General features: G+C 68.6%; 19 protein-coding genes and 1 tRNA gene. 9 read left to right on the top strand and 11 right to left on the bottom strand.

What is annotated here, in order from left to right:
• Positions 1–145: 145 nt before the first annotated feature.
• Entirely contained in the window at positions 146–1,516 is a 1,371-nt protein-coding gene (locus tag ABLI39_RS11160; RefSeq protein ID WP_349413486.1) for a protein kinase domain-containing protein, read from the top strand.
• A gap of 12 nt (positions 1,517–1,528) precedes the next feature.
• Here the strand turns inward: ABLI39_RS11160 and ABLI39_RS11155 are convergent, their stop codons facing one another.
• A complete protein-coding gene (locus tag ABLI39_RS11155) occupies positions 1,529–2,731 on the bottom strand; it encodes a PucR family transcriptional regulator (protein WP_349413485.1) in 1,203 nt (400 codons plus the stop codon).
• Between the two features lie 99 nt (positions 2,732–2,830).
• On the opposite strand from ABLI39_RS11155, the gene ABLI39_RS11150 reads away from it, so the two are divergent.
• Both ABLI39_RS11150 and ABLI39_RS11145 read left to right on the top strand, forming a co-directional pair.
• Positions 2,831–3,901: a ferredoxin reductase gene (locus ABLI39_RS11150; protein WP_349413484.1), complete on the top strand. Its 1,071-nt coding sequence runs from the start codon at positions 2,831–2,833 to the stop codon at positions 3,899–3,901.
• A 13-nt stretch (positions 3,902–3,914) separates the two neighbouring features.
• A complete protein-coding gene (locus ABLI39_RS11145) occupies positions 3,915–5,120 on the top strand; it encodes a fatty acid desaturase family protein (RefSeq protein ID WP_349413483.1) in 1,206 nt (401 codons plus the stop codon).
• Positions 5,121–5,394: 274 nt separating this feature from the next.
• Here the strand turns inward: ABLI39_RS11145 and ABLI39_RS11140 are convergent, their stop codons facing one another.
• From ABLI39_RS11140 to radA, 4 genes are all read right to left on the bottom strand, one after another.
• On the bottom strand, positions 5,395–7,494 hold the full coding sequence (locus ABLI39_RS11140) for a heavy metal translocating P-type ATPase (RefSeq protein WP_349413482.1): 2,100 nt from the start codon (positions 7,492–7,494) through the stop codon (positions 5,395–5,397).
• A 123-nt stretch (positions 7,495–7,617) separates the two neighbouring features.
• On the bottom strand, positions 7,618–9,099 hold the full coding sequence (locus tag ABLI39_RS11135) for a multicopper oxidase family protein (RefSeq protein WP_349413481.1): 1,482 nt from the start codon (positions 9,097–9,099) through the stop codon (positions 7,618–7,620).
• A complete protein-coding gene (locus ABLI39_RS11130; protein WP_349413480.1) occupies positions 9,099–9,398 on the bottom strand; it encodes an SHOCT domain-containing protein in 300 nt (99 codons plus the stop codon). Before ABLI39_RS11130 ends, ABLI39_RS11135 begins: the two co-directional genes overlap by 1 nt.
• A gap of 101 nt (positions 9,399–9,499) precedes the next feature.
• The gene (gene radA / locus ABLI39_RS11125) at positions 9,500–10,873 is read right to left on the bottom strand and encodes a DNA repair protein RadA (RefSeq protein WP_349413479.1); all 1,374 of its coding nucleotides are present in this window, start codon (positions 10,871–10,873) and stop codon (positions 9,500–9,502) included.
• 191 nt (positions 10,874–11,064) lie between these two features.
• Between radA and ABLI39_RS11120 the strand changes: the two genes are divergently transcribed.
• Positions 11,065–11,832: a glycoside hydrolase family 25 domain-containing protein gene (locus ABLI39_RS11120; protein ID WP_349413478.1), complete on the top strand. Its 768-nt coding sequence runs from the start codon at positions 11,065–11,067 to the stop codon at positions 11,830–11,832.
• A gap of 98 nt (positions 11,833–11,930) precedes the next feature.
• Here the strand turns inward: ABLI39_RS11120 and ABLI39_RS11115 are convergent, their stop codons facing one another.
• Positions 11,931–13,058, bottom strand: a complete 1,128-nt coding sequence (locus ABLI39_RS11115) for an FUSC family protein (RefSeq protein ID WP_349413477.1) — start codon at positions 13,056–13,058, stop codon at positions 11,931–11,933.
• Positions 13,059–13,317: 259 nt separating this feature from the next.
• Between ABLI39_RS11115 and pstS the strand changes: the two genes are divergently transcribed.
• The 4 genes from pstS (at position 13,318) to pstB (ending at position 17,502) form a co-directional block, all read left to right on the top strand.
• Entirely contained in the window at positions 13,318–14,439 is a 1,122-nt protein-coding gene (gene pstS / locus ABLI39_RS11110) for a phosphate ABC transporter substrate-binding protein PstS (RefSeq protein ID WP_349413476.1), read from the top strand.
• A gap of 193 nt (positions 14,440–14,632) precedes the next feature.
• On the top strand, positions 14,633–15,565 hold the full coding sequence (pstC, locus tag ABLI39_RS11105) for a phosphate ABC transporter permease subunit PstC (RefSeq protein ID WP_349413475.1): 933 nt from the start codon (positions 14,633–14,635) through the stop codon (positions 15,563–15,565).
• Positions 15,566–16,675, top strand: a complete 1,110-nt coding sequence (gene pstA / locus ABLI39_RS11100; RefSeq protein ID WP_349413474.1) for a phosphate ABC transporter permease PstA — start codon at positions 15,566–15,568, stop codon at positions 16,673–16,675.
• A 47-nt stretch (positions 16,676–16,722) separates the two neighbouring features.
• A complete protein-coding gene (pstB, locus tag ABLI39_RS11095; RefSeq protein ID WP_138767760.1) occupies positions 16,723–17,502 on the top strand; it encodes a phosphate ABC transporter ATP-binding protein PstB in 780 nt (259 codons plus the stop codon).
• Positions 17,503–17,580: 78 nt separating this feature from the next.
• Here pstB and ABLI39_RS11090 read toward each other — a convergent pair whose 3' ends face one another.
• The 3 genes from ABLI39_RS11090 to ABLI39_RS11080 all read right to left on the bottom strand — a co-directional run bounded on the left by ABLI39_RS11090 (position 17,581) and on the right by ABLI39_RS11080 (position 20,223).
• Positions 17,581–18,597 carry an inorganic phosphate transporter gene (locus ABLI39_RS11090; protein WP_349413473.1) on the bottom strand — a complete coding sequence of 339 codons (1,017 nt, stop codon included), beginning with the start codon at positions 18,595–18,597 and terminating at the stop codon, positions 17,581–17,583.
• Between the two features lies 1 nt (position 18,598).
• Entirely contained in the window at positions 18,599–19,216 is a 618-nt protein-coding gene (locus tag ABLI39_RS11085; RefSeq protein ID WP_138767758.1) for a DUF47 domain-containing protein, read from the bottom strand.
• 350 nt (positions 19,217–19,566) lie between these two features.
• Complete coding sequence (locus tag ABLI39_RS11080) at positions 19,567–20,223, bottom strand: hypothetical protein (RefSeq protein ID WP_349413472.1); 657 nt, start codon at positions 20,221–20,223, stop codon at positions 19,567–19,569.
• A 202-nt stretch (positions 20,224–20,425) separates the two neighbouring features.
• Here ABLI39_RS11080 and ABLI39_RS11075 point away from each other — a divergent pair.
• Positions 20,426–20,498, top strand: a tRNA-Lys gene (locus ABLI39_RS11075).
• 103 nt (positions 20,499–20,601) lie between these two features.
• Here ABLI39_RS11075 and ABLI39_RS11070 read toward each other — a convergent pair.
• Both ABLI39_RS11070 and ABLI39_RS11065 read right to left on the bottom strand, forming a co-directional pair.
• Positions 20,602–21,456 carry a hypothetical protein gene (locus ABLI39_RS11070; protein WP_349413471.1) on the bottom strand — a complete coding sequence of 285 codons (855 nt, stop codon included), beginning with the start codon at positions 21,454–21,456 and terminating at the stop codon, positions 20,602–20,604.
• A gap of 44 nt (positions 21,457–21,500) precedes the next feature.
• The gene (locus tag ABLI39_RS11065) at positions 21,501–24,632 is read right to left on the bottom strand and encodes an efflux RND transporter permease subunit (RefSeq protein WP_349413470.1); all 3,132 of its coding nucleotides are present in this window, start codon (positions 24,630–24,632) and stop codon (positions 21,501–21,503) included.

Raw genomic sequence — 24,632 nt, 5'->3', positions numbered from 1 at the left:
AACCCGCCAAAGGGTCTTCCTGAATCCGCTTTCCGCGGTATCATAAGTAACCTTGCTAATTGCGCGGGCGCTGGCCGACTGGCCGGCTTAGGACTGATCCGCCCGATTCCCCGTGCGGACCCGTATCGAGGGAACAACAAACTCGTTGACAATAACTCTGGAATCCGGCTTTCTGCTGAGCGGACGCTACCGGATTGAAGCCCTCATTGGCAGGGGAAGCCAATCTACCGTCTACCGTGCGCACGATGAGCTGCTCCAGCGCGAAGTGGCGGTCAAGCTCTTCCGCAACGATGCGGACGATCTTGAGCGTACCCGCCGGCAGGGGCAGGAAGTGCGGATCCTCGCCGGGATGAGCCACCATGCCCTGGTCACGCTGTACGACGCCGGCGCCGACCTGAGCCATCCGGGCTCCCGGCTGACCTACCTGGTGATGGAACTTGTCCCCGGACAGGATCTGCGCCGCCGGTCCCTGCTGGGCCCCCTGTCCGCCGCGCACATGGCCCACATCGGCTACGACCTGGCGGACGGACTGTCCTACATCCACCACCACGGGATCGTGCACCGGGACATCAAGCCCGCCAACATCCTGCTGGTCAACTACAGCAGCGACGACCGACGCCCCCGCGCCAAGCTGACCGACTTCGGCGTCGCGGCCATCCTCGGCCATGACCGCGCCGACGACGACGGCGGCACCTCCGGGACGCCGGCCTACCTCAGCCCCGAGCAGGCCGCCGGCGAACCCGCCGGCCCGGCGAGCGACATCTACTCCCTTGGGCTCGTGCTGCTCGAAGGGCTGACCGGAAAGATGGCCTACCCCGGCGCGCCGATCCAGTCCGCCGTCGCCAGGCTGCTGCAGGACCCGCAGATTCCGGAGGAACTCGCCCCCATGTGGGTGGCGCTGCTGTCCTCGATGCTGTCCCGCGACCCGGCCGCGAGGCCGCACGCCCGGGAAGTCTCACTGGCGCTGCGCCAGGAAGTCATCAACAGCGCGGCCCGGCACCGGCTGGACCGCACGGCGGGGCCAAACGACGAGGAGGGCCGGATGCGCGCCGTCGAGCGCTACCGCATCCTCGACACCCCCGGGGACGGCACCTTCGACCGGATCGCGTCGCTCGCCGCCCGGCTGTTTTCGGTACCCGTCGCGATCGTCAGCATTGTGGACCACGACCGGATCTGGTTCAAGGCCCACCACGGCACGGATGTCACTGAGATCGGCCGCGACCCCGGGCTGTGCGCCTCGGCGATCCTGCAGGACGGGCCCTGGATCGTCGAGGACGCCTCGACGGACCCGCGGACCCTCACCAACCCGCTGGTGGCGGGCGAGTTCGGACTGCAGTTCTACGCCGGAGTCCCGCTGCGCACCCCGGACGGCCACAACCTCGGCACATTCTGCATCCTGGACCGGGAGCCGCGGGAGTTCAGCGCCGAGGACACTAAATCGCTCGAAGACCTAGCCGCGATTGTGATGAACGACCTCGAGCTGCGGCTTCAGGGCCGGGAGGCGATCGCCAGCTAGCGGCGTCGCTGTCTAACGCTTACCGGCGTGGAGCGCGAGCTCCAGCTCAAACCGCGCCGTCGGGTCCTCCAGCGCATCGCCGAAGAGCTCCCGCAGCTGGGCCGCCCGGTAGCCCACGGTCTGCGGGTGGATGCCCAGCTCCGCTGCCACCGGCGCGCGCTGGCCCCAGTGGCGCAGCCAGGAGAGTAGCGTTTCGGCCAGGCGCTCGCGCTGCGCCGGGCGGAGCCCCTCCAGCGGCGCGAGCCGGCGGTTCGCCAGTTCGGCGATGGCGGAGGGCTCGGCGCCCAGGATCACCGCCGAGAGGTGTTCGTCGGCCCAGATCGGCGGGTCCTCGGGACCGTCCCGGTGCGGCAGGACCGACGCCGCCAGCACCGCCAGCCGCAGGGAATCGGGCACCTTTTCCCAGCCGCCGGCCGGGCCCACGGAGGCGCCGCGGCCCCGCAGTGCCTTCTCCAGGTCCTTCCGCGCGGACTTGGACTTGCGTGCCGGGACCAGCGCCACCGCGTCGGTCTCGCGTTCAATGACCAGCGTTCCCGGACCCAGCCGCAGCCGCAGCCCGGCCGCCCGGTCCACCGGCAGCGTCACCACCACCATGCGCTGGGGCAACGACCAGTCCGCCATGGCCGCGGTCTGGCGCAGCGCCGCCTCGTCCGCCTGCCCCAGCAGCAGCAGGTCCAGCAGTTCGGTGCGGCGGCGGTCCACCGCGCCGGCGCGCTCGGACTGCTCAAAGGCGTACGCCTCCGCGCTGACTGCGGAGAGCTCGTCGATGTAGGCCAGGATCGACTCGCCCAGGTCCACCACCACATTCTGGCCCAGATGGTGCTCAACCGAGACCTTCGACATCTCGCGGAACGTCACGCGGGCACCCATCCGGTAGGCGCTCAGCAGCGCATCCATGCTCCTGCCCTGCCGGAACTCCCCGCTGCCCAGCCCCGCCACCAACTGCCGGCTCTCCTCGGAGAGCGCCGGGAGCGTGGTGCCGGGAAGCTGCAGGAAGCGGTCCAGCGCCGTCGCAACGCCGCGCCGCAGCCCGCGCCCGAACCGGCCCTCGATCGGCCGGGCATAGGCGGGAACCAATTGCGGCACGGCCTCGATGATGGCCTCCACAATGCCGGGCATCCTGGGCCGGAGCATGTCGGAGACCTCCTTCGGCAGTGCCAGCCAGGGCGGGTCATATGCGGGATAGCCGGGGTGGCCGACGGGGGAAGCGTCCATCACAGGATTCCAAAAAGTTGTTGTGCGGGGATAGTTTATTAAGGTAGATCGTATGCCTTGGGTGAAGAATTATGACGCATGCCGACATAGGATTGGTAAATGATCCGGCTCCGTAAGCTGGCGCGCGCCGCATCTCTACTGACCACCCCCCTAGCTCCAGAAGACATTCTGTCGCTGTTCAACCCCGTGTTTTCCGCCCGCCAGTTGCGCGGCGTGGTCACCCGGGTGGTTCCAGAAACGGCCGATTCCGCCACCATTTTCTTCCGTCCCGGCCGAGGCTGGCAAGCACACCGGGCAGGCCAGTGGGCCCGCATCGGCGTCGAACTCAACGGCGTGCGCCACTGGCGCTCCTACTCGCTCAGTGCACCCGCCGGCGAGGACCCGGCCATCACCGTGACGGATATGGGGGCCGTCTCCGGCACCTTGGTCCGCACCACCAAGCCGGGCGATGTCCTCTTCCTGGCCCCGCCGCAGGGCGACTTTGTCCTGCCGGAGCACCCGCGTCCGCTGCTGATGCTGACCGCCGGCAGCGGCATCACCCCGGTGATGTCGATGATCCGGACCCTGGTCCCGCACCGCCCCGACGCCGACGTCGTCCTGGTCCACACCGCCCGGACCGCGGAGGATGCCATCTTCCGTGAGGAACTGGCCGAACTGGCCGACCAATTCCCCAATTTCAAGGTCATCCACTGGTTTAGCGGCGAACGCGGGCGGTTGGACTTTGGCACCACGGAGGCGCTGGACGCGCTGTGCCCGGACTGGCGCGGACGCGCCGCCTACGCCTGTGGCCCGGAAGGTTTCCTCGACGACACCGAGGCGCTCTGGGAGGCGGAAACGGCAAGTACCGAACCCTCGGAGGCCAGCCTCACCATCGAGCGCTTCAGCACCAAACTCGCCGGCGGCGGAGGCCACGACGGCGGCCTGGTCACGTTCGAGGCCTCCGACCGCGAAGTCGAGGCCGACGGCGACACGCCCCTGCTCGACGTCGGCGAGGACGCCGGCGTCCTGATGCCCAGCGGCTGCCGGATGGGCATCTGCCACAGCTGCCTCATCCCCCTCCGGGCCGGCCACGTCCGTGACCTGCGCACGGACGAAGTCCACGGCGAGCCCGGCCAACTAATCCAGACGTGTGTTTCGGCAGCCGCCGGACCCGTTAACCTCGACCTCTGAGGAGAACCACCGCATGACGATTGTTTCCGACAAGCCCGACGTATCCGAGGACGCTCCCCAGGGCGCCTCTGCCGCCGCCGCCAAGGCACCCGCCGCCGTAAAGAAGCGGCCCGGGGCACTCGCCGAGACGGGCAGCCCGCTGCTGCGCCCGCCCGCCGCCGCACACCTCTCCGACGAGCAGGTCGCCGAGCTCGGCCGTGAACTCGACGCCATCAAGGACGACATCCTCGCCAAGCGCGGTTCCTCCGACGCCGCCTACATCCGCCGGATGATCAAGATCCAGCGCGGCCTGGAGATCTCCGGCCGCGCGGCGCTGCTGGTCAGCAAGAACAAGGCCGCCTGGGTCGCCGGTACCACGCTGCTCAGCTTCGCCAAGATCCTGGAAAACATGGAACTGGGGCACAACATCCTGCACGGCCAGTGGGACTGGATGCGGGACCCGGACATCCACTCCACCACCTGGGAGTGGGACTTCGTCACCCCGGCGCGCTCCTGGCAGCACACCCACAACGACCTGCACCACCGCTGGACGAACGTCGTCGGCAAGGACAACGACATCGGGTACAACCTGCTGCGGATGGACCCGCAGCAGGAATGGAAGCCCTTCAACCTGGGCAACCCGCTGTACAACGCGCTGCTCGCCCCCGTCTTCGAGTGGGGCATCGCGATCTACGACCTCGAGCTCGTGGACTACAAGGAGGGCAACAAGTCCAAGGAGGCCCTGACCAAGGACCTCAAGGCGCTTGGCCGCAAGGCCCTCAAGCAGTTCACCAAGGACTACGCCGCCACGCCCGCCGTGGCCATGCTCACCGGCTCCGGCAAGCAGGCCCTCTACGGCACGCTCACCGCGAACGCGGTCCGCAACGTCTGGGCCCACGCGGTTATCTTCTGCGGCCACTTCCCGGACGGCACGGACACCTTCACCGAGGACATGGTCGACGGCGAGACCCGCGGCGACTGGTACGTGCGCCAGATGATCGGTTCGGCCAACATCTCCGGCTCCAAGTTCATGCACCTGATGACCGGCAACCTCTCGCACCAGATCGAACACCACCTCTTCCCGGACCTGCCCTCCAACCGCTACGCCGAGGTGGCGCCCAAGGTGCAGGAAATCTGCAAGCGCTACGGCCTGCCGTACACCACCGGTCCGCTGCTGAAGCAGGTCGGCTCCACCTGGGCCAAGATCTTCAAGCTCGCCCTGCCGCCCAAAAAGGCTTAAGCGAGGGTGCACGAAGGGCGCCTGCCACTGCGGCGGGCGCCCTTCGTGTGTCCGGCCTCCGGCGCTCCGGCCCGGTTACCGGGCCGGCGGGGGCGCCTCCGCGGCGGCAACCCCCGGCAATCCGCGCCCCGGGAGGTCTGGGTGCCGAGGTAACCGGGCGGGAACGTCGGCCTAGGCTGGAGAGGTCGACGTCGACCGAGGCGTCCGCCGCCGGCAGCGACTCCGCAACCCCGTTGAGCACCGTGACCGGCACCGGCGTCCATGGGCGTTCGGCTCAGCGGACCTGGGCCGGGTTGAGCTTCAGGCGCCGCAGCAGCTGGGCGTTCAGCGCCACGACGATCGTCGAGGCGGACATCAGTACGGCGCCGGCCGCGGGGGACAGGACGATCCCGGCGAAGGCCAGGGCGCCGGCGGCCAGCGGAACGGCGATGACGTTGTAGCCGGTGGCCCAGACCAGGTTCTGCCACATCTTCCGGTAGCTGGCCCGGGAAAGGTCCACCATGGACAGCACCGCCCGGGGATCGTTGCCGGCCAGGACCACCCCGGCAGACTCGACCGCCACGTCCGTCCCCCCGCCGATCGCGATCCCCACCTCGGCCCGGGCCAGCGCGGGGGAGTCGTTCACGCCGTCGCCCACCATGGCCACCTTCAGTCCGCGGCCTTGCAGTTCGGCGACCTTCTTGTCCTTGTCCGCCGGCAGCACCTCGGCGAAGACCTCGTCGATGTTCAGCTCCGCGGCGACGGCGCGGGCCACCTGCGCGGCGTCGCCGGTGATCATGGCGACCTTGATGCCGCGGTGCTGCAGGGCCGCGACGGCCTGCCGGGATTCCGGGCGCACGGCGTCCTCCAGGCTGACCGCGCCCAGCACCCGTCCGCCCTCGATCAGGTGCAGCACCGCGGCGCCGCGCTCGATCCAGGCGGCGGTGACGGCGGCGAGCTCCGGGGGTTCCGCGGCCCCCAGTTCCCGCAGCAGGGCCGGCCCGCCCACGTGGAGCTGCCTGCTTCCGATGCCGGCGCGGACGCCGCGGCCGGTCAGGGCGGTGAAATCGGTGGCTGCCGGAACGTCCAGTCCGCGCTCGCGGGCGGCGCTGACAATCGCGCGGGCCACGGGGTGCTCGCTGTCCGACTCCACCGCGGCGGCCAGGGCCAGGACATCATCCTGGCCGGTGCCCTCCGCGGCGGCCACGGCGCGGACCGCCGGGGCGCCTTTGGTGAGGGTTCCGGTTTTGTCGAAGAGCACGACGTCGACGGTGCGCATCCGTTCCAGTGCCATCCGGTTCTTGATCAGCACACCGGCCCGGGCAGCCCGCTCGGTGGAAATGGCAATCACCAGCGGGATGGCAAGGCCCAGGGCGTGCGGGCAGGCGATGACGAGCACCGTGACGGTGCGTTCAACGGCGTCGGCCACGCTGCCCAGCAGGGTCCAGGCGATGAAGGTCACGACGCCGGCTCCGGCGGCGAAGTAGAACAGGAAGGCCGCAGCCCGGTCGGCCAGGGCCTGGGCGCGCGAGGAGGACGCCTGGGCCTCGGCGACGAGGCGCTGGATCCCGGCCAGGGCGGTGTCCTCCCCGATCGCCGAGACCCGCACGCGGACGCTGTTGTCCGTCGCGATGGTCCCGGCGACCACGGGATCGCCGGGGGAGCGGAGGACGGTTTTGGATTCGCCGGTGATCATCGATTCGTCGAACTCCGCCTGGCCCTCCGTGATGGTGCCGTCCGCCGGCATCCGGCCGCCCGGGCGGACCAGGATCGCATCTCCCGGCAGGAGATCGGCGACGCTCACTGTCTCCGTGCCGCCGTCGGTCAGGCGCTCCGCTTCGTCGGGCAGCAGTGCCGCCAGCGCGTCCAGTGCCCCCTGGGCCGAGCCGAGGGCCCGCATCTCGATCCAGTGCCCCAGCAGCATGATCGCCACCAGGAGGGCCAGTTCCCACCAGAAATCGAGGTCGAATCCGCCGATGCCCAGGCTGGTTGCCCAGGATGCGAGGAAAGCGACCGTGATGGCCATGGCGATCAGGAGCATCATTCCTGGCTGGCGCGACTTCAGCTCGGCGAGGCCGCCCTTCAGGAAGGGCTGGCCGCCGTAGAGGAACACCACCGTGCCCAGAACCGGCGGAATCCACGCGGAACCGGGAAACTCGGGAGGCTGGTAGCCGAGCAGGTTCCCGAACATGGGGCTGAACAGCACCACCGGAACCGCCAGCGCGAGCGTCAGCCAGAACCTGTTCTTGAACATCGCGACGCTGTGCCCGGCATGCTGGCCGTGGCTGTGCACCACATGCTCATCGTCCGGGACGGACGGCGGGCCGTGGTGGGTGTGTCCGGCGCTGCCTCCGGGCTGCAGTTGGCTTGTTCGTCCGCTGTGCTGGTGTTCCATGGGTCCTGCCTCCCGGGAGGTTCCTTGCGTCCGGCTTCCCTCCAAACATACCCCCGGGGGGTATACTTGGCAAGAGTTGGCGCACGGCCGGTGAGCCTCTGTCGGCTGTTGGTCTGCGCGGCGTCAGCGCACCTCGATCACGCCCATCATGCCGAGGTCCTCATGGTCCAGGATGTGGCAGTGGTAGACGGAGCGGCCGGTGAAATCCCGGAACGCGATCCGCACGGTGACCCGTCCGTTGGCCGGCACATTGACCACATCCAGCAGCCCGGGTTCCACGGGCCGGCCGTTTATTGCGATGAGCTGCATCGGCCACACATGCAGGTGGAACGGGTGGTCCATCGGGCTGCGGTTGACGAGCGTCCACTCCTCGACCGTGCCGGCGGCCGCGGTGGTGTCCGTCCTGGACTCATCGAAGACCCGGCCGTTGATGGTGAAGCCCATCGTGCCCATGCCCGCACCCATCCCCATGCCGGTGCCGAGGACCAGTTGCCGGCGGGCGGCGACGACGGCGGAGCCCAGCTCCGGCGGTGCGGGCCCGGCGGGGAGGGCGGCGGCTGAGGCTGCGGCGGGGTCCCCGGCGACCAGCAGCGTGGCCAGGGCGCTGCCGGCCGGGTCCGCCGCGCCCTCCCCGCCCTCCGGCCGGGCCGGGCCCATGCCGCGTCCGGCCATCCCGGCAAGGCTTCCCCGGTTATAGGGCAGCGCCCGCAGCACCGATTCCCCGGCGGCGGCCGTGACGAGCAGCTCCGCCCGGTTCCCCGGCGCCAGCAGCACCTCCCGCACGTCCGACGGCGCCGGGAACCGCCCGGAGTCCATCCCCAGCAGCTGCAACTTCTGCCCGTCCAGCCGCAGCCGCAGGTAGCGGGCCACGCAGCAGTTGACGATCCGCCAGTGCTCCCGGTCCCCGGGGCGCGCCGTGAAACGGGGATTGGCCTGCCCGTTGACCAGGAGCAACGCGCCCTCACGCCCGGCCATCCGCTCCGGCTCCGCGGGCTCGGCCACGTCCCCGGCGCCGTCCAGGCTGGTGTCGGAGACCAGCAGGATGCGTTCGGCGCTCGCCGGGACCGGCTCGGCGTCCTCGACAATGATGGCCCCGAAGAGTCCGGCGAAGATCTGGGCCGCGACCTTGCCGTGGTGGTGCGGGTGATACCAGTACAGGCCCGGCGGGTGCGCGGCCGGGAGCTGGTACTCGTAGTCGAAACTGCTGCCCGGCTCCACGGTCACGAACACGTTGTCGCTGTTGCCCTGCGGTGAGACGTGCAGCCCGTGCAGGTGCAGGTTGGTCGCTTCGGCGAGCCTGTTCACCAGCTGGAGCCGGAGCACCTCGCCGGCCCGGAGCCGCAGGGTGGGGCCAGGGATGCCCCCGTTGTAGCCCAGGGCCCCGGCCTGCCGACCAGCAAGTAGCAAGCGCCCCGGGGCTGCCTCAAGGGTGGCGGCGAGGATACCGCCCGAGCTGCGGAGCGCCGCCGGCTGGCTTAGGTCCAGCCCGGTGACCGGCGACGGCCGGGAGTTGAGCGAAGACCACAGTCCCGCCCCGCCGGCAATGGTCGCGGAGGCTCCGAGCCCGCCCAGCAGCAGGGCCTTCCGGCGGCTGATCGGCGGCACTACGGGCCCTCGCCGAGTTCCTTTACCTGCTCGCGGTACTGCTCCGCCGTCAGCTCGCCCCTCGCGAAGCGCTCATCGAGGATCAGCCGGGCCGCACTCCGGCCGCCGGGAGTTCCGGGACCCCGTCCGGGACCTTGCGGCGGGCCGTAGGCCCCGGGGTGCCCCTGCCCGGGCAGGGCTCCGCGGCCGGGTCCGCCGAAGACCCGGATCGCGAGCAGCACGAGGACTGCGATTCCGACCAGGAGCAGCATGCCCCAGAGCCACATCCACCACAGGTTCTGCCCGTACCCCCACATCATGACCGGTCCCTTCGCCGCTGGTAGCTTCCGGCCCAATCGTGCGCCTGCAGGAAGCGGAACGCTAGGGTCCTAAGTCGCGCCCGGGGCGCCGGAACCGGCCGTCAGCTGATCAGCAGGCCCAGGGCTTCGGCCAGATGGCCCACCTCCCGGACCGAGAAGCCCGCCGGGACCGGGCCGGGGCCGTTGGGGCTCGCCGGGACCACGGCATGGGTGAACCCCAGCCGGTGGGCCTCCTGGATGCGCTGGTTGATCCCGGGCACCGGGCGGACCTCGCCGGCCAGGCCCACTTCGCCGAAAGCGATGAGCCGCTGGGGGAGCGGCTTTTTGGCTTTTGCCGAGGCGACGGCCAGGGCCACGGCGAGGTCGGTGGCAGGCTCGCTGAGCTTCACCCCGCCGACGGTCGCCACGTAGGAGTCGTCCTTGTTCAGCAGGCAGCCGGCCCGCTGCTGCAACACGGCCAGCAGCATCGCCACCCGGGAGCTGTCCAGGCCGCTGGTGGCCCGGCGCGGCTGCGCGTTGGCGCTCTCGGCCAGCAGCGACTGGACCTCGGCGAGCAGCGGCCGGCGGCCCTCCAGCGTCACGGTGATGCAGGTGCCGGAGACGGGATCCTTGGTGCGGGACACAAAAAGGCCGCTGGGGTCGGCCAGGCCCACAATGCCGTCCTCGTTCAGGTCGAAGCAACCGACGTCGTCGGTGGGCCCGTAGCGGTTCTTAACGGCCCGCAGCAGCCGCAGCCGGGAGTGCCGCTCGCCTTCGAACTGGCAGACCACGTCCACCAAGTGCTCGAGCAGCCGGGGGCCGGCGATGGAGCCGTCCTTGGTCACGTGCCCCACCAGCAGGGTGGTCATGTTGCGGCGCTTGGCCGCGGCAATCAGGGAGGCTGCAACTTCGCGGACCTGGGAGACCCCGCCGGCGCTGCCCTCGACGTCGGCGCTGCTCAGGGTCTGGACCGAGTCCACCACCAGCAGCCTGGGTTCGAGCTTTTCCACCTGGCCCAGTGCCTGGCCGAGGTCCGTTTCGGCGGACAGGTACAGCGATTCGGCGACGGCGTCGATCCGGTCCGCGCGCAGCTTCACCTGGGCAGCGGACTCCTCACCGGTGACGTAGAGGACGTCCTGGGCGGTGCGGGCGAACTTGGCGGCGACGTCCAGCAGCAGCGTGGACTTGCCCACGCCGGGCTCGCCGGCCAGCAGGATCACGGCGCCGGGCACCAGCCCGCCGCCGAGTACCCGGTCCAGCTCGTCCACCCCGGTGGGGAGGAACGCTGCCGTTGTGGCGTCGACCTCGGCGATCCTGCGGGCGGGCTCCAGGACGGTGGCCGCCGCCGTCGTCCGCGCCACCGCGGCGCCGGTTTCCTCCACGGTTCCCCATGCCTGGCATTCGCCGCAACGGCCCACCCACTTGGCCGTGGTCCAGCCGCATTCCGCGCACTTATAGCCCGTCGCCTTGGCGGCGCGGGTTGTCTTGGTTGCCATTGCTCAACCCTAACCGGGGGCGCTGACAATCCTGCCGGAGGCCGGCTACAGCGTGGGCGGCCTCGGCCGCGGGAGAGCCTTGACCGCGCACGCCTCGTCCGCCCATGCTGGGGTCCTGCCCCTGTAAGGCCCAAAGCGGAAGGCCGACGATGTCTGCTCGTACCCCAGCTGTTTTCCCAAGGCGTTTCCGGGTGGCCCTGGCCGCGGCCGCCGTCGCCCTGCTGACCGTTGCCGCCGTTCCCGCCCAGGCAGCCACGGCACCCGGACCCGGCAACGACGTGTCATGGCCGCAGTGCGGCAAAGCCCTGCCAAAAGGCCAGACCTTCGGCATCGTCGGCGTCAACAATGGCCTGGCCAACACCACAAACCCCTGCCTCGGCACAGAGCTGACCTGGGCCGGCACCTCGAAGGGAGGAACCGGCCAGCCGTTGGTCGCGCTGTACGTCAACACCGCGAATCCCGGGGCGTCCGGGTCGTGGTGGCCTGCCAGCAACACCTACGGCGGGACCCCCGTGGCGAATCCTTACGGGGAATGCAGCGCGGGCTCCTACGGAGCTGCCTGCTCCTATATGTACGGTTACGCGAAGGCATACGACGACGCCACCATCCGCGGTGTGAGCAACCCGGCGTCGTACCTCTGGTGGCTCGATGTGGAGACCGGCAACAGCTGGTCAAGCGAGACCCTGGCGAACCGTGCGGACCTCGAGGGCATGGCAGCCTACTTCGCCAGCATCGGCGCCCGCGCGGGCCTCTACTCGACCCGCAGTCAGTGGGACCAAATCGTCGGTGCGGTGCCGTCCGCCAGCAACCTCTACACACTGCCGAGCTGGCTCGCCGGCGCCCGGTCCCTCGCCGACGCCAAGCGCAACTGCGCGGACGCCGCCCTTACCGGCGGCGGAAAGGTCACGCTCACCCAATATGTTTCCGGCGGGTTCGACTACGACCACTCCTGCATTTAGCGCGGCCGGGTAGCTCAGCCGTGCCCGCGCCCGCGCGGCCGGGTAGCTCAGCCGTGCCCGCGCCCGCGCGTCCGGGAAGCCGGCCCGGTGGCCCGGTCCTAGAGGGCGGGCAGGACGTCCCGGGCCTCGTCCGGATCCATGCCCGCGGCCTCGAGCAGGTCCACCATGAGCGGGCGGAAAAGCATCACCACGGTTTCGCCCTCAAGCCGCTGCACGTCCAGCAGCCGCGGGTGCAGCCGGCCGGCCGTCTCGCTCAGTTCCACCCGGGCGGTGCGCAGATGGGCGCGCCGGGCGCCGTCCTGCACCTCCGCCAGGCCCAGCCCCAGTTCGTCGATCGCGGCCGCGGTCTCCTGCAGGACCTCGGCGATGTTCTCGGTCGCCTCGTCCGAGAGGGCGGCGTGGTTGATGGCGCTGGTCAGCCGGCGCGCGAAGACGCGGCTGTTGCGCAGCGCGAGGTCGATGAAGTCCACCGACTGTGCCAGCCGGTCCAGCTCCTCCCGGTGCCGTCGGTAGGCGGGGGCGAGGGTGGCGACCTCGCCGGACGCGCGGAGCGTCTGGCGCATCGCATCGACCAGGGGCTGGCAGTTGCGGCCGCGGATCAGCGCATGCCAGGCCTGGGTGGAGTCGCTGTGGGTCAGGGCCGAGGCGCACTCGCGCAGCACCTCGGCCAGTTCGTGCAGCAGTTTCTTGACGTCGTTGCGGGGTTCCCGGCGCGGATCCTTGGGAATCAGGAAGGTCACCAGCAGCGCGAACACGCCCCCGACCACCGCGTCGATGCTCCGGGTGAACGGACCTCCCGCCGGCGCCGGCAGCAGCACCACCAGCAGGGACTGCAGGCCGAGCTGTGTGGTGAAAATAGTTCCGCTGTCCAGGAAGCGGGCCAATAGAATCGAAAAAAGGAGCACGACGGCGGCCTGCCAGATCCCCGCGCCCAGCCAGTGCAACAGCAGGTCGCCCACTACGATGCCGATGGTGCAGCCCAGGCCCACCTCCACGACCCTTCGCAGCCGGGGATCTCGGGAGAAGCCCAGGGCGATCAGGGAGGAGGTGGCGGCGAACAGCGGCCCGGTGTGGCCCAGGACGTACTCGGCGAAGGCGTACGCCCCGACCGCGCAGGCCGTCATCTGGATCGCCGGCAGGAGCGATTTGCGGCTCCGGACAAACCCGGTGCGGACCCGCCCGCGCAGGAATCGTGCGCTTGCAGTGAGTCCGGTAGCGGGGGCCATGCCTACCAGTCTATTTGCAGTCCGCGGTGCCCGAGGCGCAGGCCGCAGCCCCTACGACTGTGACGCACACAACGCAACCTCAACCCGTCAGATGTCAGCGAATAGCCGGGATCCGTTAACCTGCCGTTCACTTTGGACCGCAATTCTCGTCACTTAGGGCACTTAGCTTCGGTAAAGGTACAAACCGTATCCACCGTCTTTTTGTTCGGACGTCTCCGGTCCGGCACGCATCTGAATAACCCTGGAAGGGGTACATCTAGTGAAGGCATCACGCTTCGGCCGCAACTCGGCCATCGCTGTCATCGCAGCCGGCGCTCTCGCGCTCACCGCTTGCGGCTCCGACAACGCCACCAACACCGCTCAGTCGGCCACGCCGTCCGCCGCGGCCGTCAAGGTCACCGGCACGCTGACCGGCATCGGTTCGTCCGCCCAGGGTGCGGCCATGGACGTGTGGAAGACCAACTTCGCCTCCGCCAACCAGGGTGCCAACGTGCAGTACTCCCCGGACGGCTCCGGCGCCGGCCGCAAGGCCATCATTGACGGCTCGGCCCAGTTTGCCGGCTCCGACGCCTACCTGAAGGACGAGGAGATGACCGCCGCGCAGGCCAAGTGCGGCCCCGACGGCGCGCTGAACATCCCGGTCTACATCTCCCCGATCGCAGTGGCCTTCAACCTGCCCGACCTCAAGGAGCTCAAGCTTGACGCTCCCACCGTCGCCAAGATCTTCCGCGGCGGAATCGCCAAGTGGAACGACCCGGCCATCGCCGCGCTCAACCCCGACGCCAAGCTGCCGGACCTCAAGGTCACCCCGGTGAACCGTTCGGATGACTCCGGCACCACGCAGAACTTCACGGACTACCTGGCCGCTGCCGCGTCCGACGTCTGGACCGACAAGTCCTCCGGCATCTGGCCCGCGTCCCTGAAGGGCGAGAACGCCAAGGGCACCTCCGGCGTCGTCAAGACGGTCACCGACACCCCCGGCGCCGTCACCTACGCCGATGACTCCGCTGTCAGTGGCAAGCTGGGCATCGCCCAGATCAAGGTCGGCGGTTCGTTCACCAAGATCTCCGCCGACGCCGCTGCCAAGGCTGTCGACGCCGGCAAGCCGGTCGAGGGCCGCAACGCCAACGACCTCTCCATCAAGCTGGACCGCAAGACCACGATCGAAGGTGCCTACCCGATCGTGCTGGTCTCCTTCCACGTCGTGTGCGCCACCTACGACACCAAGGCAACCGCAGACCTGGTCAAGGGCTTCGAAAGCTACGTAGTCTCCGACGCCGGCCAGAAGGCTGCCGCCGACGCCGCCAAGTCCGCGCCGCTGTCCAAGACCCTGCAGGACAAGGCGCTCAAGTCCATCGAATCCATCAAGGCCAAGTCCTAGGGTTCTCTTGCGCCGCAAGGCATAGTGGAAACACCAGCCTGACCCAGGTTCCCTGTTCCGAAACGACGGTCACTGACCGTCCGCCCGGGGCAGGGAACCTAGGCGTTTGTCCGAAGTACCCAAAGATTTACCGCCGTCGGCCCGGAGCGATCCGTGCAGCCGCCGGTGCAGATCGAAGCTGAAGGATCGTGAAGTGACCACCACCTCCCTGACCACGTCCCGGGGCGCAGGCCGCGCCGGAGACAAAGTCTTTTCCGCAGCCACCTTGGCCGCAGGGTGCCTGATCCTTGCCGTCCTCTTCGGCGTGGCACTCTTCCTCGTCATCCAGGCAATCCCCGCCCTCGTGGCCTCCCCGGACAAGATTCAGGGCGGCGCAGGCTTCTTCGCCTACATCTGGCCGATCGTCGTCGGCACCCTGATCGCCGCGGTGATTGCCCTCGTGATCGCGACCCCGGTCGCGATCGGCGTCGCACTCTTCATCTCGCACTTCGCCCCCCGCGGGCTGGCGTCCGGCCTTGGCTACGTGATCGACCTGCTGGCCGCCATCCCGTCCGTGGTCTACGGCGCCTGGGGTGCCGCGTTCCTGGCCAGGGAAATCTCACCGGCGTACAACTGGCTGGCCAACAACATGGGTTGGCTGCCCATCTTCCAGGGGCCCGCCTCGGCCACCGGCAAGACCATCCTCACCGCGGGCATTGTGCTGGCGGTCATGGTCCTGCCGATCATCACCTCGCTCTCACGCGAAATCTTCCTGCAGACCCCCAAGCTGCATGAGGAGGCCGCGCTTGCCCTCGGCGCCACCCGCTGGGAGATGATTCGGATGGCCGTGCTGCCGTTCGGCCGCCCGGGAATCGTCAGCGCCGTGATGCTGGGCCTGGGCCGCGCCCTCGGCGAAACCATGGCCGTCGCGCTCGTACTGTCCTCCGGCGCCCTCACGGCAAGCCTGATCCAGTCCGGCAACCAGACCATCGCCGCCGAAATTGCGCTGAACTTCCCCGAAGCCGGCGGCCTCAAGGTCAGCACGCTGATCGCCGCCGGCCTGGTGTTGTTCGTCATCACCCTCGGCGTGAACATGATCGCCCGGTGGATCATCACCCGGCACAAAGAATTCTCGGGAGCCAACTAAATGACCTCCACCATGACCCCGGTCCGCAAACGCTCGGCCCTGACCAAAGGCCAGCTGCCCAAGGCAGCGCCGTACATCGTCCTGGGCCTCGCGCTCGTCCTCGGCGCGGCCATCCTGGCCCTGGTCGGCTTCAACGCCTTCGGCTGGGGCATCGTTTCTGCCCTGCTCTTTGCCGTCGGCCTGGTCGGCTGGAGCGCCGTCGTGGAAGGCTCCCGCAAGGCCAAGGACAGGATGGCCACCTGCCTCGTGGTGGGCGCCTTCCTGATTGCCCTGCTGCCCCTGATCTCGGTGATCTGGACGGTGCTCGTCAAGGGCCTCCCGGGCCTGCTGGACCCCGGCTTCCTGGGCACTTCGATGAACGGCGTCACGGGTTCGTTCGACAACAAGAGCGTCGATGAAGGCGCGCCCGTGATGGGCGGCATCTACCATGCGCTGCTGGGCACCGTGCAGATCACCCTGCTCGCCACCGTCATCTCCGTCCCGGTGGGCCTGCTCACCGCGATCTACCTGGTCGAGTACGGCGAGGACCGTGCGCTGGCCCGTGCCATCACGTTTTTCGTCGACGTGATGACCGGCATCCCCTCGATCGTGGCCGGCCTGTTCGCCGCGGCGTTCTTCTTCGCCGTCGTCGGCCCCGGCACCAAGACCGGCGCGGTTGCCGCCGTCGCGCTCTCGGTGCTGATGATCCCGGTGGTGGTCCGCTCCAGCGAGGAAATGCTCAAAATCGTCCCGAACGAACTCCGCGAGGCCGCGTACGCCCTCGGCGTGCGCAAGTGGCGGACCATCCTCAAAGTGGTCATCCCGACGGCGATTTCCGGCATCGCCTCCGGCGTCACCCTCGCGATCGCCCGTGTGATCGGCGAGACCGCCCCGATCCTGGTCACCGCCGGCTTCGCCACGTCCATCAACAACAACGTGTTCGGCGGCTGGATGGCCTCGCTGCCCACCTTCATCTACACGCAGATCCTCAACCCGACCTCGCCGTCCAACCCGGGTCCCTCCGACCAGCGCGCCTGGGGCGCGGCCCTGGTCCTCATCATCCTCGTGATGCTGCTCAACCTGGCTGCCCGCCTGGTGGCCCGCATCTTCGCCCCGAAGGCCGGCCGCTAGGCCACCCGCCGGCACCCGGTCCCTACCTCCACAAGTGAAGGAACAGCATGTCTAAGCGCATCGACGTCAAAGACCTGAACGTCTACTACAGCAAATTCCTGGCCGTCGAGGACGTCAACATCAGCATCGACGCCAAGTCGGTCACCGCTTTCATCGGCCCCTCCGGCTGCGGCAAGTCCACCTTCCTGCGCACCCTGAACCGGATGCACGAAGTCATCCCGGGCGCCCGGGTGGAAGGCGAGGTGCTGCTCGACGGCGACAACCTCTACGGCCCCGGCGTGGACCCGGTGACGGTCCGTTCGCAGATCGGCATGGTCTTCCAGCGGCCCAACCCGTTCCCCACCATGTCCATCCGGGACAATGTGTTGGCCGGCGTGAAGCTGAACAACCAGAAGATCTCCAAGGGCGAGGCCGACTCCCTCGTGGAGCGCTCCCTGCGCGGCGCCAACCTCTGGAACGAGGTCAAGGACCGCCTGGCCAAGCCCGGGTCCGGACTCTCCGGCGGCCAGCAGCAGCGCCTCTGCATCGCCCGCGCCATCGCCGTGGAGCCGCAGGTGATCCTGATGGACGAGCCCTGCTCGGCCCTGGACCCGATCTCCACGCTCGCCATTGAGGACCTCATCAACGAGCTCAAGGACGAATACACCGTGGTGATCGTGACTCACAACATGCAGCAGGCCGCCCGCGTCTCGGACAAGACGGCGTTCTTCAACATCGCGGGCACGGGCAAGCCCGGGAAGCTGATCGAATATGGTGACACCCACACCATCTTCAGCAACCCCACCGTGAAGGCCACCGAGGACTACGTCTCCGGCCGCTTCGGATAGGCCCCGCCCACCCATCGAGTGCTCCACAAGTGCCGTTTTGGGCCCTCAAAAGGGCGCCTACGGAGCAGCCGGCGGGTGCTAGAACCCGGTGAGCGGGGACAGGGCGAGTTCCAGCACGAACGCCGCCGCCGCCGTCACCAGCGGCGTCAGGGCCCAGAAGGCTAGCACCCGGACCACCAGCCGCCGGTTCGTCCCCGCATAACCCTGGTTCGTGCCCGCCCCCAGCACGGCCGAGGTCACGGTGTGGGTGGTGGAAACCGGCCAATGCAGTCCGATGGCGCCCACCAGCAGGATGACGCTGCTGTAGAGCTGGGCTACGAACCCGCGCAGCGGATCGATCCGCACCAGCCGGTAGCCGATCGTGTAGGAGATCCGCCAGCCGCCCGCGAGCGTGCCCGCCGTCAGCATGGCGGCGGTCAGGAGCGCCACCCACGCGGGTGTGGAGCCGCCGTCGGGCAGTCCGGCGGCCAGCATCGCCAGGATGAGCACGGCGCTGGTGCGCTGGCCGTCCTGCAGGCCGTGCCCAAAGGCCACGGCGCCCGCGGCGATGGCCTGCGCCCGACGGGACCGGCTGTTCACCACATTCGGCGGGGTGTACCGGGCCGCCCAGGTGGCGGGCCAGACCAGCAGGTAGGCGCCCACGAAGGCGATGAGGGGGGAGATCAGCAGGGGCAGCACCACCTGGAACAGCAGCGACTGGTCCGCGCCGGCCACGGAGTTCCCGCCCACGGCCACGCTGGCGACGCCGGCGCCGGCCAGGCCGCCCACCAGGGCGTGCGTGGAGGAGGAGGGAATGCCGCGCCACCAGGTGTAGACGCCCCACAGCACGGCGCTGAGCAGCCCGGCAATCAGGATGGTCAGCCCGTTGGCCCCGGCCGGGAGGGCCACCCAGGTCCGGCTGACCGTCAGCGCCATCGCCGCGCTGAGGGCGGCGCCGATGAAGTTGAACATCCCGGCCAGCAGCACCGCGACGGTGGGGGTCAGGGCCCTGGTCCGGACCGCGAGGGCAACGGAGGACGAAGCGTCCCGGAAGCCGTTGAGGAAGGCGAAGGCCGCGGCGAAGAGGACCACCAGGGCAAAGAGGGCCAGGGACACCTCAGGATTCCTTGACGATGATGCTGCCCACCTGCGTGGCGATCCGCCGCATGTCCTTGGTGACTTCCACGAGCTGGTCCGCGATGTCGCGGTTGCGGGCGTACTGGGCCGACTTCATGTCCTTGAGCATGTCCGCCACCCAGACCCGGTGGGTGCGCTCGGCGCGCTTGGTGAGCCGCAGGACCTCGATCCAGTAATCCTCGAGGTCATCCAGGTTGTTCAGCTGGCGCATGGCGTCGACCGTGAGTTCGGCCTGCCGGCTGATGATTTCCAGCTGGTCCGCCGCGCGTTTGGGCAGCCGTTCCAGTTTGTAGAGGAAGACGAGGTCGGCGGCGGCGTCGAGCTTCTCCATTGCCTCGTTGAGGTAGCGGGAGAGCGCGTACATGTCCTCGCGGGGGAGCGGGTTCAGGAAGCTGGTCCGCATGTGGGTCAGGAGGGCAAAATGCAGTTCCGCGGACTTGGCTTCGTGGTCGTGCATGTCCTCCACGAGCCGCGAATGCTCGCTGGCGGGCGCGCCGAGGATCTCCGAAAGGGTCCCCGTGGCGAGGGCGATCTGGTGGGCCATCTGGGACAGCAGGTTCAGCCCTGCGGGCTCCTGGGGGAAAAGGCGCAGCTTCACGTGGGGTTACCGGTCTCCGGACGAGGCGTACACGGGCGTTGTCTGCCGGCCCTGGAACGTGACGATGACCCGCGCATGGGGATTACTTTACCGCCCGGGAATTAACGGCTGGAAACCGTCCGCCCGGCAGGGCATGAAAATGGTGCCGAACCGGATACGCCTCTCGGCGGTAGGCCGCTCTAGGCGGCTAATTGTTGAAGCCCGGGGGTTTCGCGGTTCGACACCGCCTTCAGTTTTCTACGTCGGCAGGCCCAAGTCAACATTGACAGCACGGGCCCGGCATGCGTATTGACAGTGCCTCCGGGCAGGGCTAAAAGGCCTGATTTGCGGGCCGCCGGCCGGCTTTGGAGTCAGTCCAGCTCGCCCAGCCGCCAGGCGTTGGCCGCGTGTTCGAGGTCCTCGGCGGTCTTGACCAGCAGGTGGGAATTGCGCGTGAGCTTGCTCGCATGGTTCTCGTTGCTGTGCTCCGCGCCGTCGGCAAGGGTGGCCTGGCCCAGCGCCACCACCCGGCAGAACGCCGCGGACCGCTCCAGCGCGACGTCGAACTCGCCGTCGAAGGCGCCGGAGAGGATGGCGTCCGCCATCGACTTCATTTCCTCGGCGCCGGGAGGCTCGGCCGCGCCCGCCACCACGTGGGATACCTGTGCGGTGTCCTTGCCCGCCTTGAAGTAGACGGAGATCCGTTCCGGGTCCCGGATCGTCGCCGCGCGGAGGGCGTAGAGCCGCCAGAGGGCGCCGGGCAGGGACCGCGCCGGGCTCTCCGCCCACATTTCGGCGATGGCGTCCAGACCCTGTTCGTCGGCAAGTTTGACCAGCCGTTTGGTGACCTTGGGGTCGTCGCTGTCCCGACCGCGCCGCACGAGCGCCTGTGCAGCGAGATGGGCTGCCTCGGAGACCCGCGCCGGGTCCGCCCCGCCGGCGAACGGTTCAAAATCGATCGGCGCGAAGGGCTTGGGCTTGTGGTGACGGTGCGGACCGGGGCTGCTGGCTCCTGCTTGCTCGCTCATGCCCCCACGCTACTCCTGTGCATTCCGGGAATCGAGCATGGTGTTCGGCCGCTGGACGAAGGCGCCGCAGCCTCCGACGACGGCGTGTCGGCCCGGGTGTCAAAGGCCGCCTGTGTCTGGGGTACAGTGTTAACGTCCAGAAATGGACTGGGCCGACGTGCCTGTCAACGGCGGATTTTCCGCCGGTTGAGGCTGTCGGCGGGGGCCTTTAGCTCAGTTGGTAGAGCATCGGACTTTTAATCCGTGGGTCGTGGGTTCGATCCCCACAGGGCCCACTCTTTTAGCGAAGAGTGGAAAAACCCCCGGATTCCTGGTGACAGGAAGCCGGGGGTTTTTGTGCGTCACGGGGTTTTGCGGCCCGCGGCCAGTCGCCGGGCGCTACCGTTCGACGGCCCTGGGGGTCTGGCCGTAGATGTCGGGGCTGACCTTGTAGCCGTGGCGGTCCTGCGCCTTCGCCCGGTCGTTGGCGCTGGCCAGCGCCTTGGCATCCAGCGTGACCGTCCTGTCCAGGTTGAGGACTTCCTGGCTGTCCCCGCCGGACGCGGTGACCTTGTAGCTTCCGACGCCGGCGCGGTAATACTTCTGCTGGTGGCCGACGGCCGCGCCGTCCAGCGGGTTGAACTCGTCGATCTTCAGCGTGGATCCGTTGCGGTCCACCACTCGGGCGCAGTCGAGGAAATCGATCGAGGGGGCCGAGGCCTGGGTGTAGGCGTCCGTTCCTTCCCTGGGGTGCGCCTGCATGGCGAAGCCTCCGTGCGCACCGTCCAGGCCCGAGATGAAGGTGTTGGGGGCGCCGGAGAACCGGCCGGCGTCGAACTCCTCCGGGTATTCACCGAGGAGCCATACGTCACCGTGCTTGGACTGGGCGAAGAAAGCCAGTTCCGACTCCGCCAGGATCCCGTCGGAGTAGTCCCGGTCCCACAGGACCACGGTCCAAACGCCGTCGATCTTCTTGGTCAGTCCGGTCACGATGGACACCACCCGGTGCTCGTGGGTTTCCGGGGTCCCCGAGCTGAGGTCCGTGACGGTGCCGGAGAATTCCGACCGTGTTCCCGGTTCCATCGGAAGCCATTTGTTGTCGATCGAGGGGTGCCCGGGGAAGTCCGCGGCGTTGAACTCAGGCAGCGATCCGGGGCCGCAGTCCGCCGTGCCGGCCGCGGCGGGGCCCGCGGCAAGGAACGACAGCGGGAGGGCGATGAGGCAAGTGAATGCGGCACGTTGAATACGAAACATCGGTCTGTCCTCTTCTTGGTGGTGATCGCCAGGAGCGTCGGGTGTTAGCCGGCAACCCCGGGCGTGGCGGCCAGGCGCTCCTTCTTCGATCTGGCGAAACGCAGATAGAGCGACGGCACAATAAACAGGTTGAGCAGCGTTGACGTGACCAGGCCGCCCAGGATGACGACGGCCATGGGGTGTTCGATTTCATGGCCCGGGACAGCGCCCATGACCACCAGTGGCACCAGGGCCAGCCCGGTGGCGAGCGTGGTCATGAGGATCGGCGAGAGCCGTTCCCCGGCCCCGCGCAGCACCAGGGCACGGCCGAACGCCTGTCCCTCGTGCTTTTCCAGGTGCTGGCAGTGGTTGATGAGCAAGATGCCGTTGCGAGCCGCGATCCCCATGACCGTGAGGAACCCGACCACCGAGCCCAGGGACAGGACCCCGCCGGAGATGTATGCGGCCATCACGCCGCCGACCAGGGCAAATGGCAGCGTCAACAGCGAAAGAAATGCCAGCCGCCAGCTGCGGAACGAGGTCTGCAGGAGCAGCAGGATCAGGGCGAGGGCCGCCACCGCAAAGATCATGAGGCGGTTCGTCGCGGCCTCGCGCTCGGTGAACTCACCCAGCAGCTGGACGCTGTAGCCAGCCGGCAGTTGGAGGGCGGCCAGCCGGTCCTGCACCTGGCCGACCACCACCCCCATGTCTGCGCCCTTGTCCAGGAATGATCCCACTTCCACCCGGCGGGACCCGTTGGTGCGGTCGATCTGGTTCGGCGTCGCCTGCAGTTTGACGGCGGCGACGTCGGCCAGCCGGACGCGCTGCCCGCTGGGGGTGTCGATCGGCAGATCCTCGATGCTGGTCACGCTGGCGCGGGTCGCCGGGGTGCTCCAGACCTGGACGTCGTAGGCCCGCCCGTCCCGGAAGACGTCGCCGACCTCTTCGCCGGCCACCAGTGTCGCCGCCGCCCGCCGTACGTCCCCGGGCTTGAGCCCGTACTTCTGCGCTGCGGCCAGGTCCACCGTGACCGCAATCTGCGGCACCTCGACCTCGAGCGACACATGGGCGTCGTCGGTGCCCGGAATGTCATCCAGGATCTTCTTGACCCGCTGGGCCTGTTCCCGCAGCACGTTCAGGTCGTCACCGAATACGCGGACCAGCACGGGTTCGCTGGCCCCGGTCAGGACCTCCTCGATCCGCTCCTTCAGATAGGTCTGGACGTCGCGGTGAAGTCCCGGGTAGCCGTCCACCACTTCCTGGACGGCGGCCAGGGTCTCGTCATAATTCGCGTGGCGGTCGATGCTGATCCAGTGCTCGCCGGCGTTGACCCCCACAATCTCGTCGGCAGCGAACGCCTGCCCAATATGGGTGCCGCAGTTCAGCACGCCCGGCACCTTGAGGAACTCTGCACAGCCGCGCTGCGAGATCCGGTACTCCTCCTCCGCCGAGGTTCCCGGCTGCGAGATCCAGTGCATCAGGAAGTCCCGTTCCTTGAACGTCGGAAACAGCGACGACCCCATCAGCGGGGTGATCGCCAGGCCCACGACGGCGAGGGCCGCGAAGCCCGCGTAGCCGAAACGGGGACGGTTCATGATCCGGGACAGCACGGCGTGGTAGCCGCGCTTGAGCACCCGCACCAGCGGCGGGTCCCGCTTCTCCAATTTTGCGTTGCCCAGCAGGATCAGGGCCAGGGCCGGCGTCACGGTCAGGGCGACCAGCATGGAGGCAAGGACCGCCAGGGTGTAGGTGATAGCCAGCGGCCGGAAGAAGACGCCGGTCAGTCCGTCCAGGAAGAAGATCGGCACGGCGGCGACCACAATGATCAGGGTCGCGTACACGATCGGACTTCGCATCTCGAGGGAGGCCTCCAGGACCACGGAGGCCGCCGGTTCGTCGCTGCCCCGGGCACGGTGCTGCCGCAGCCGTCTCATGATGTTTTCGACGTCGATGATCGCGTCGTCCACCACCACGCCGACGGCGATGACCAGGCCGGCCAGGACCATGGTGTTGATGGAACTGGCCGTGAAATAGAGCACCAGGGCCGCCGTGAGCAGCGAGAGCGGAATCGCGATCAGGCTGATCAGGGCCGTGCGCCATTGGAAGAGGAAGGCGCCGAGGATCAGGACGACGAGCAGGCAGCCCAGCAGCAGGGCGGTGCTGAGGTTGGAGATGGACTCCTCGACGAAGCTCGCCGGGCGGAAGATGGTGGTGTCGAAGCTGATCCCGCTCAACCCCGGCTGGAGCTCTTTCAGGGCTTCTTCCACGCCTTTGGTCACGTCCAGGGTGTTGCCCCACGGCAGTTTCTCGACGATCAGCATGAGCCCGTGCCCGTTGTTGATGACGGCATCCCCAATCAGCGGCTGGTGGTCCTCCACCACCTGGGCGACGTCGCCCAGATGCAGCGCCACACCGTCTTTCTCCCGGATGGTGACCTGGGCCAGGTCGGCCGGCGTCTGGATGGGCTGGACATGCCGGACCCCCATTCTCTGGGTCGGGCTGTCGATGAAGCCGCCCGTGCCGATGAACCGTCCCGGGGAGTACTTCAGCAGCCCGGCGTCGAGGGCGCCGGCGGTGACTTCCATGACCTGGTTCAGTGACACATTCTGGGCCTTGAGTTTGTCCGGTTCCACCTGGACCTGCAGCATCTGCAGGCGTTCGCCCCAGATGGCCACATTGGCTACGCCCGGGACGCGGAGCAGCCGCGCCCGGATGGTCCAGTAGGACAGCATGGACATCTCGATCAGGGACCGGTCCGCAGACGTCATCCCGATCTTCATAACCCGGCTGGTGGCGGACAGCGGTTGCAGCATCACCGGCGGGGCTGCCCAGGTGGGCAGGGCCGCCGTCACGGCCGCCATCCGCTCCGACACCAACTGGCGCGCGTTGAGCAGCTCCGTACCCTGATGGAAGATCAGCACGATCGAGGACAACTGCGGCACGGACTTGGACCGCACCTCGTCCAGGCCCGGCATGCCGCCCACCGCTGCCTCGATCGGGACGCTCACCAGCTGCTCGACTTCCTCCGCGGTCAGCCCCAGGCACGCGGTCTGGATTTCCACCCGGGGCGGCGCGAATTCGGGGAAGACGTCCACGGAGGCGGAGCCCAGCTGCAGTGAGCCGAGCAGCATCACCGCGCACGCGATGGCCACGACGATGGTCCTGAACCGCAGGCTGATGCCGATGAGCCAGCGCAT

This window comes from Pseudarthrobacter sp. B907, from assembly GCF_040137805.1.
Lineage (GTDB): Bacteria > Actinomycetota > Actinomycetes > Actinomycetales > Micrococcaceae > Arthrobacter.
The sequence above is the reverse complement of the archived record's forward strand: the minus strand, read 5'-3'. Positions and strand labels throughout refer to the sequence as shown.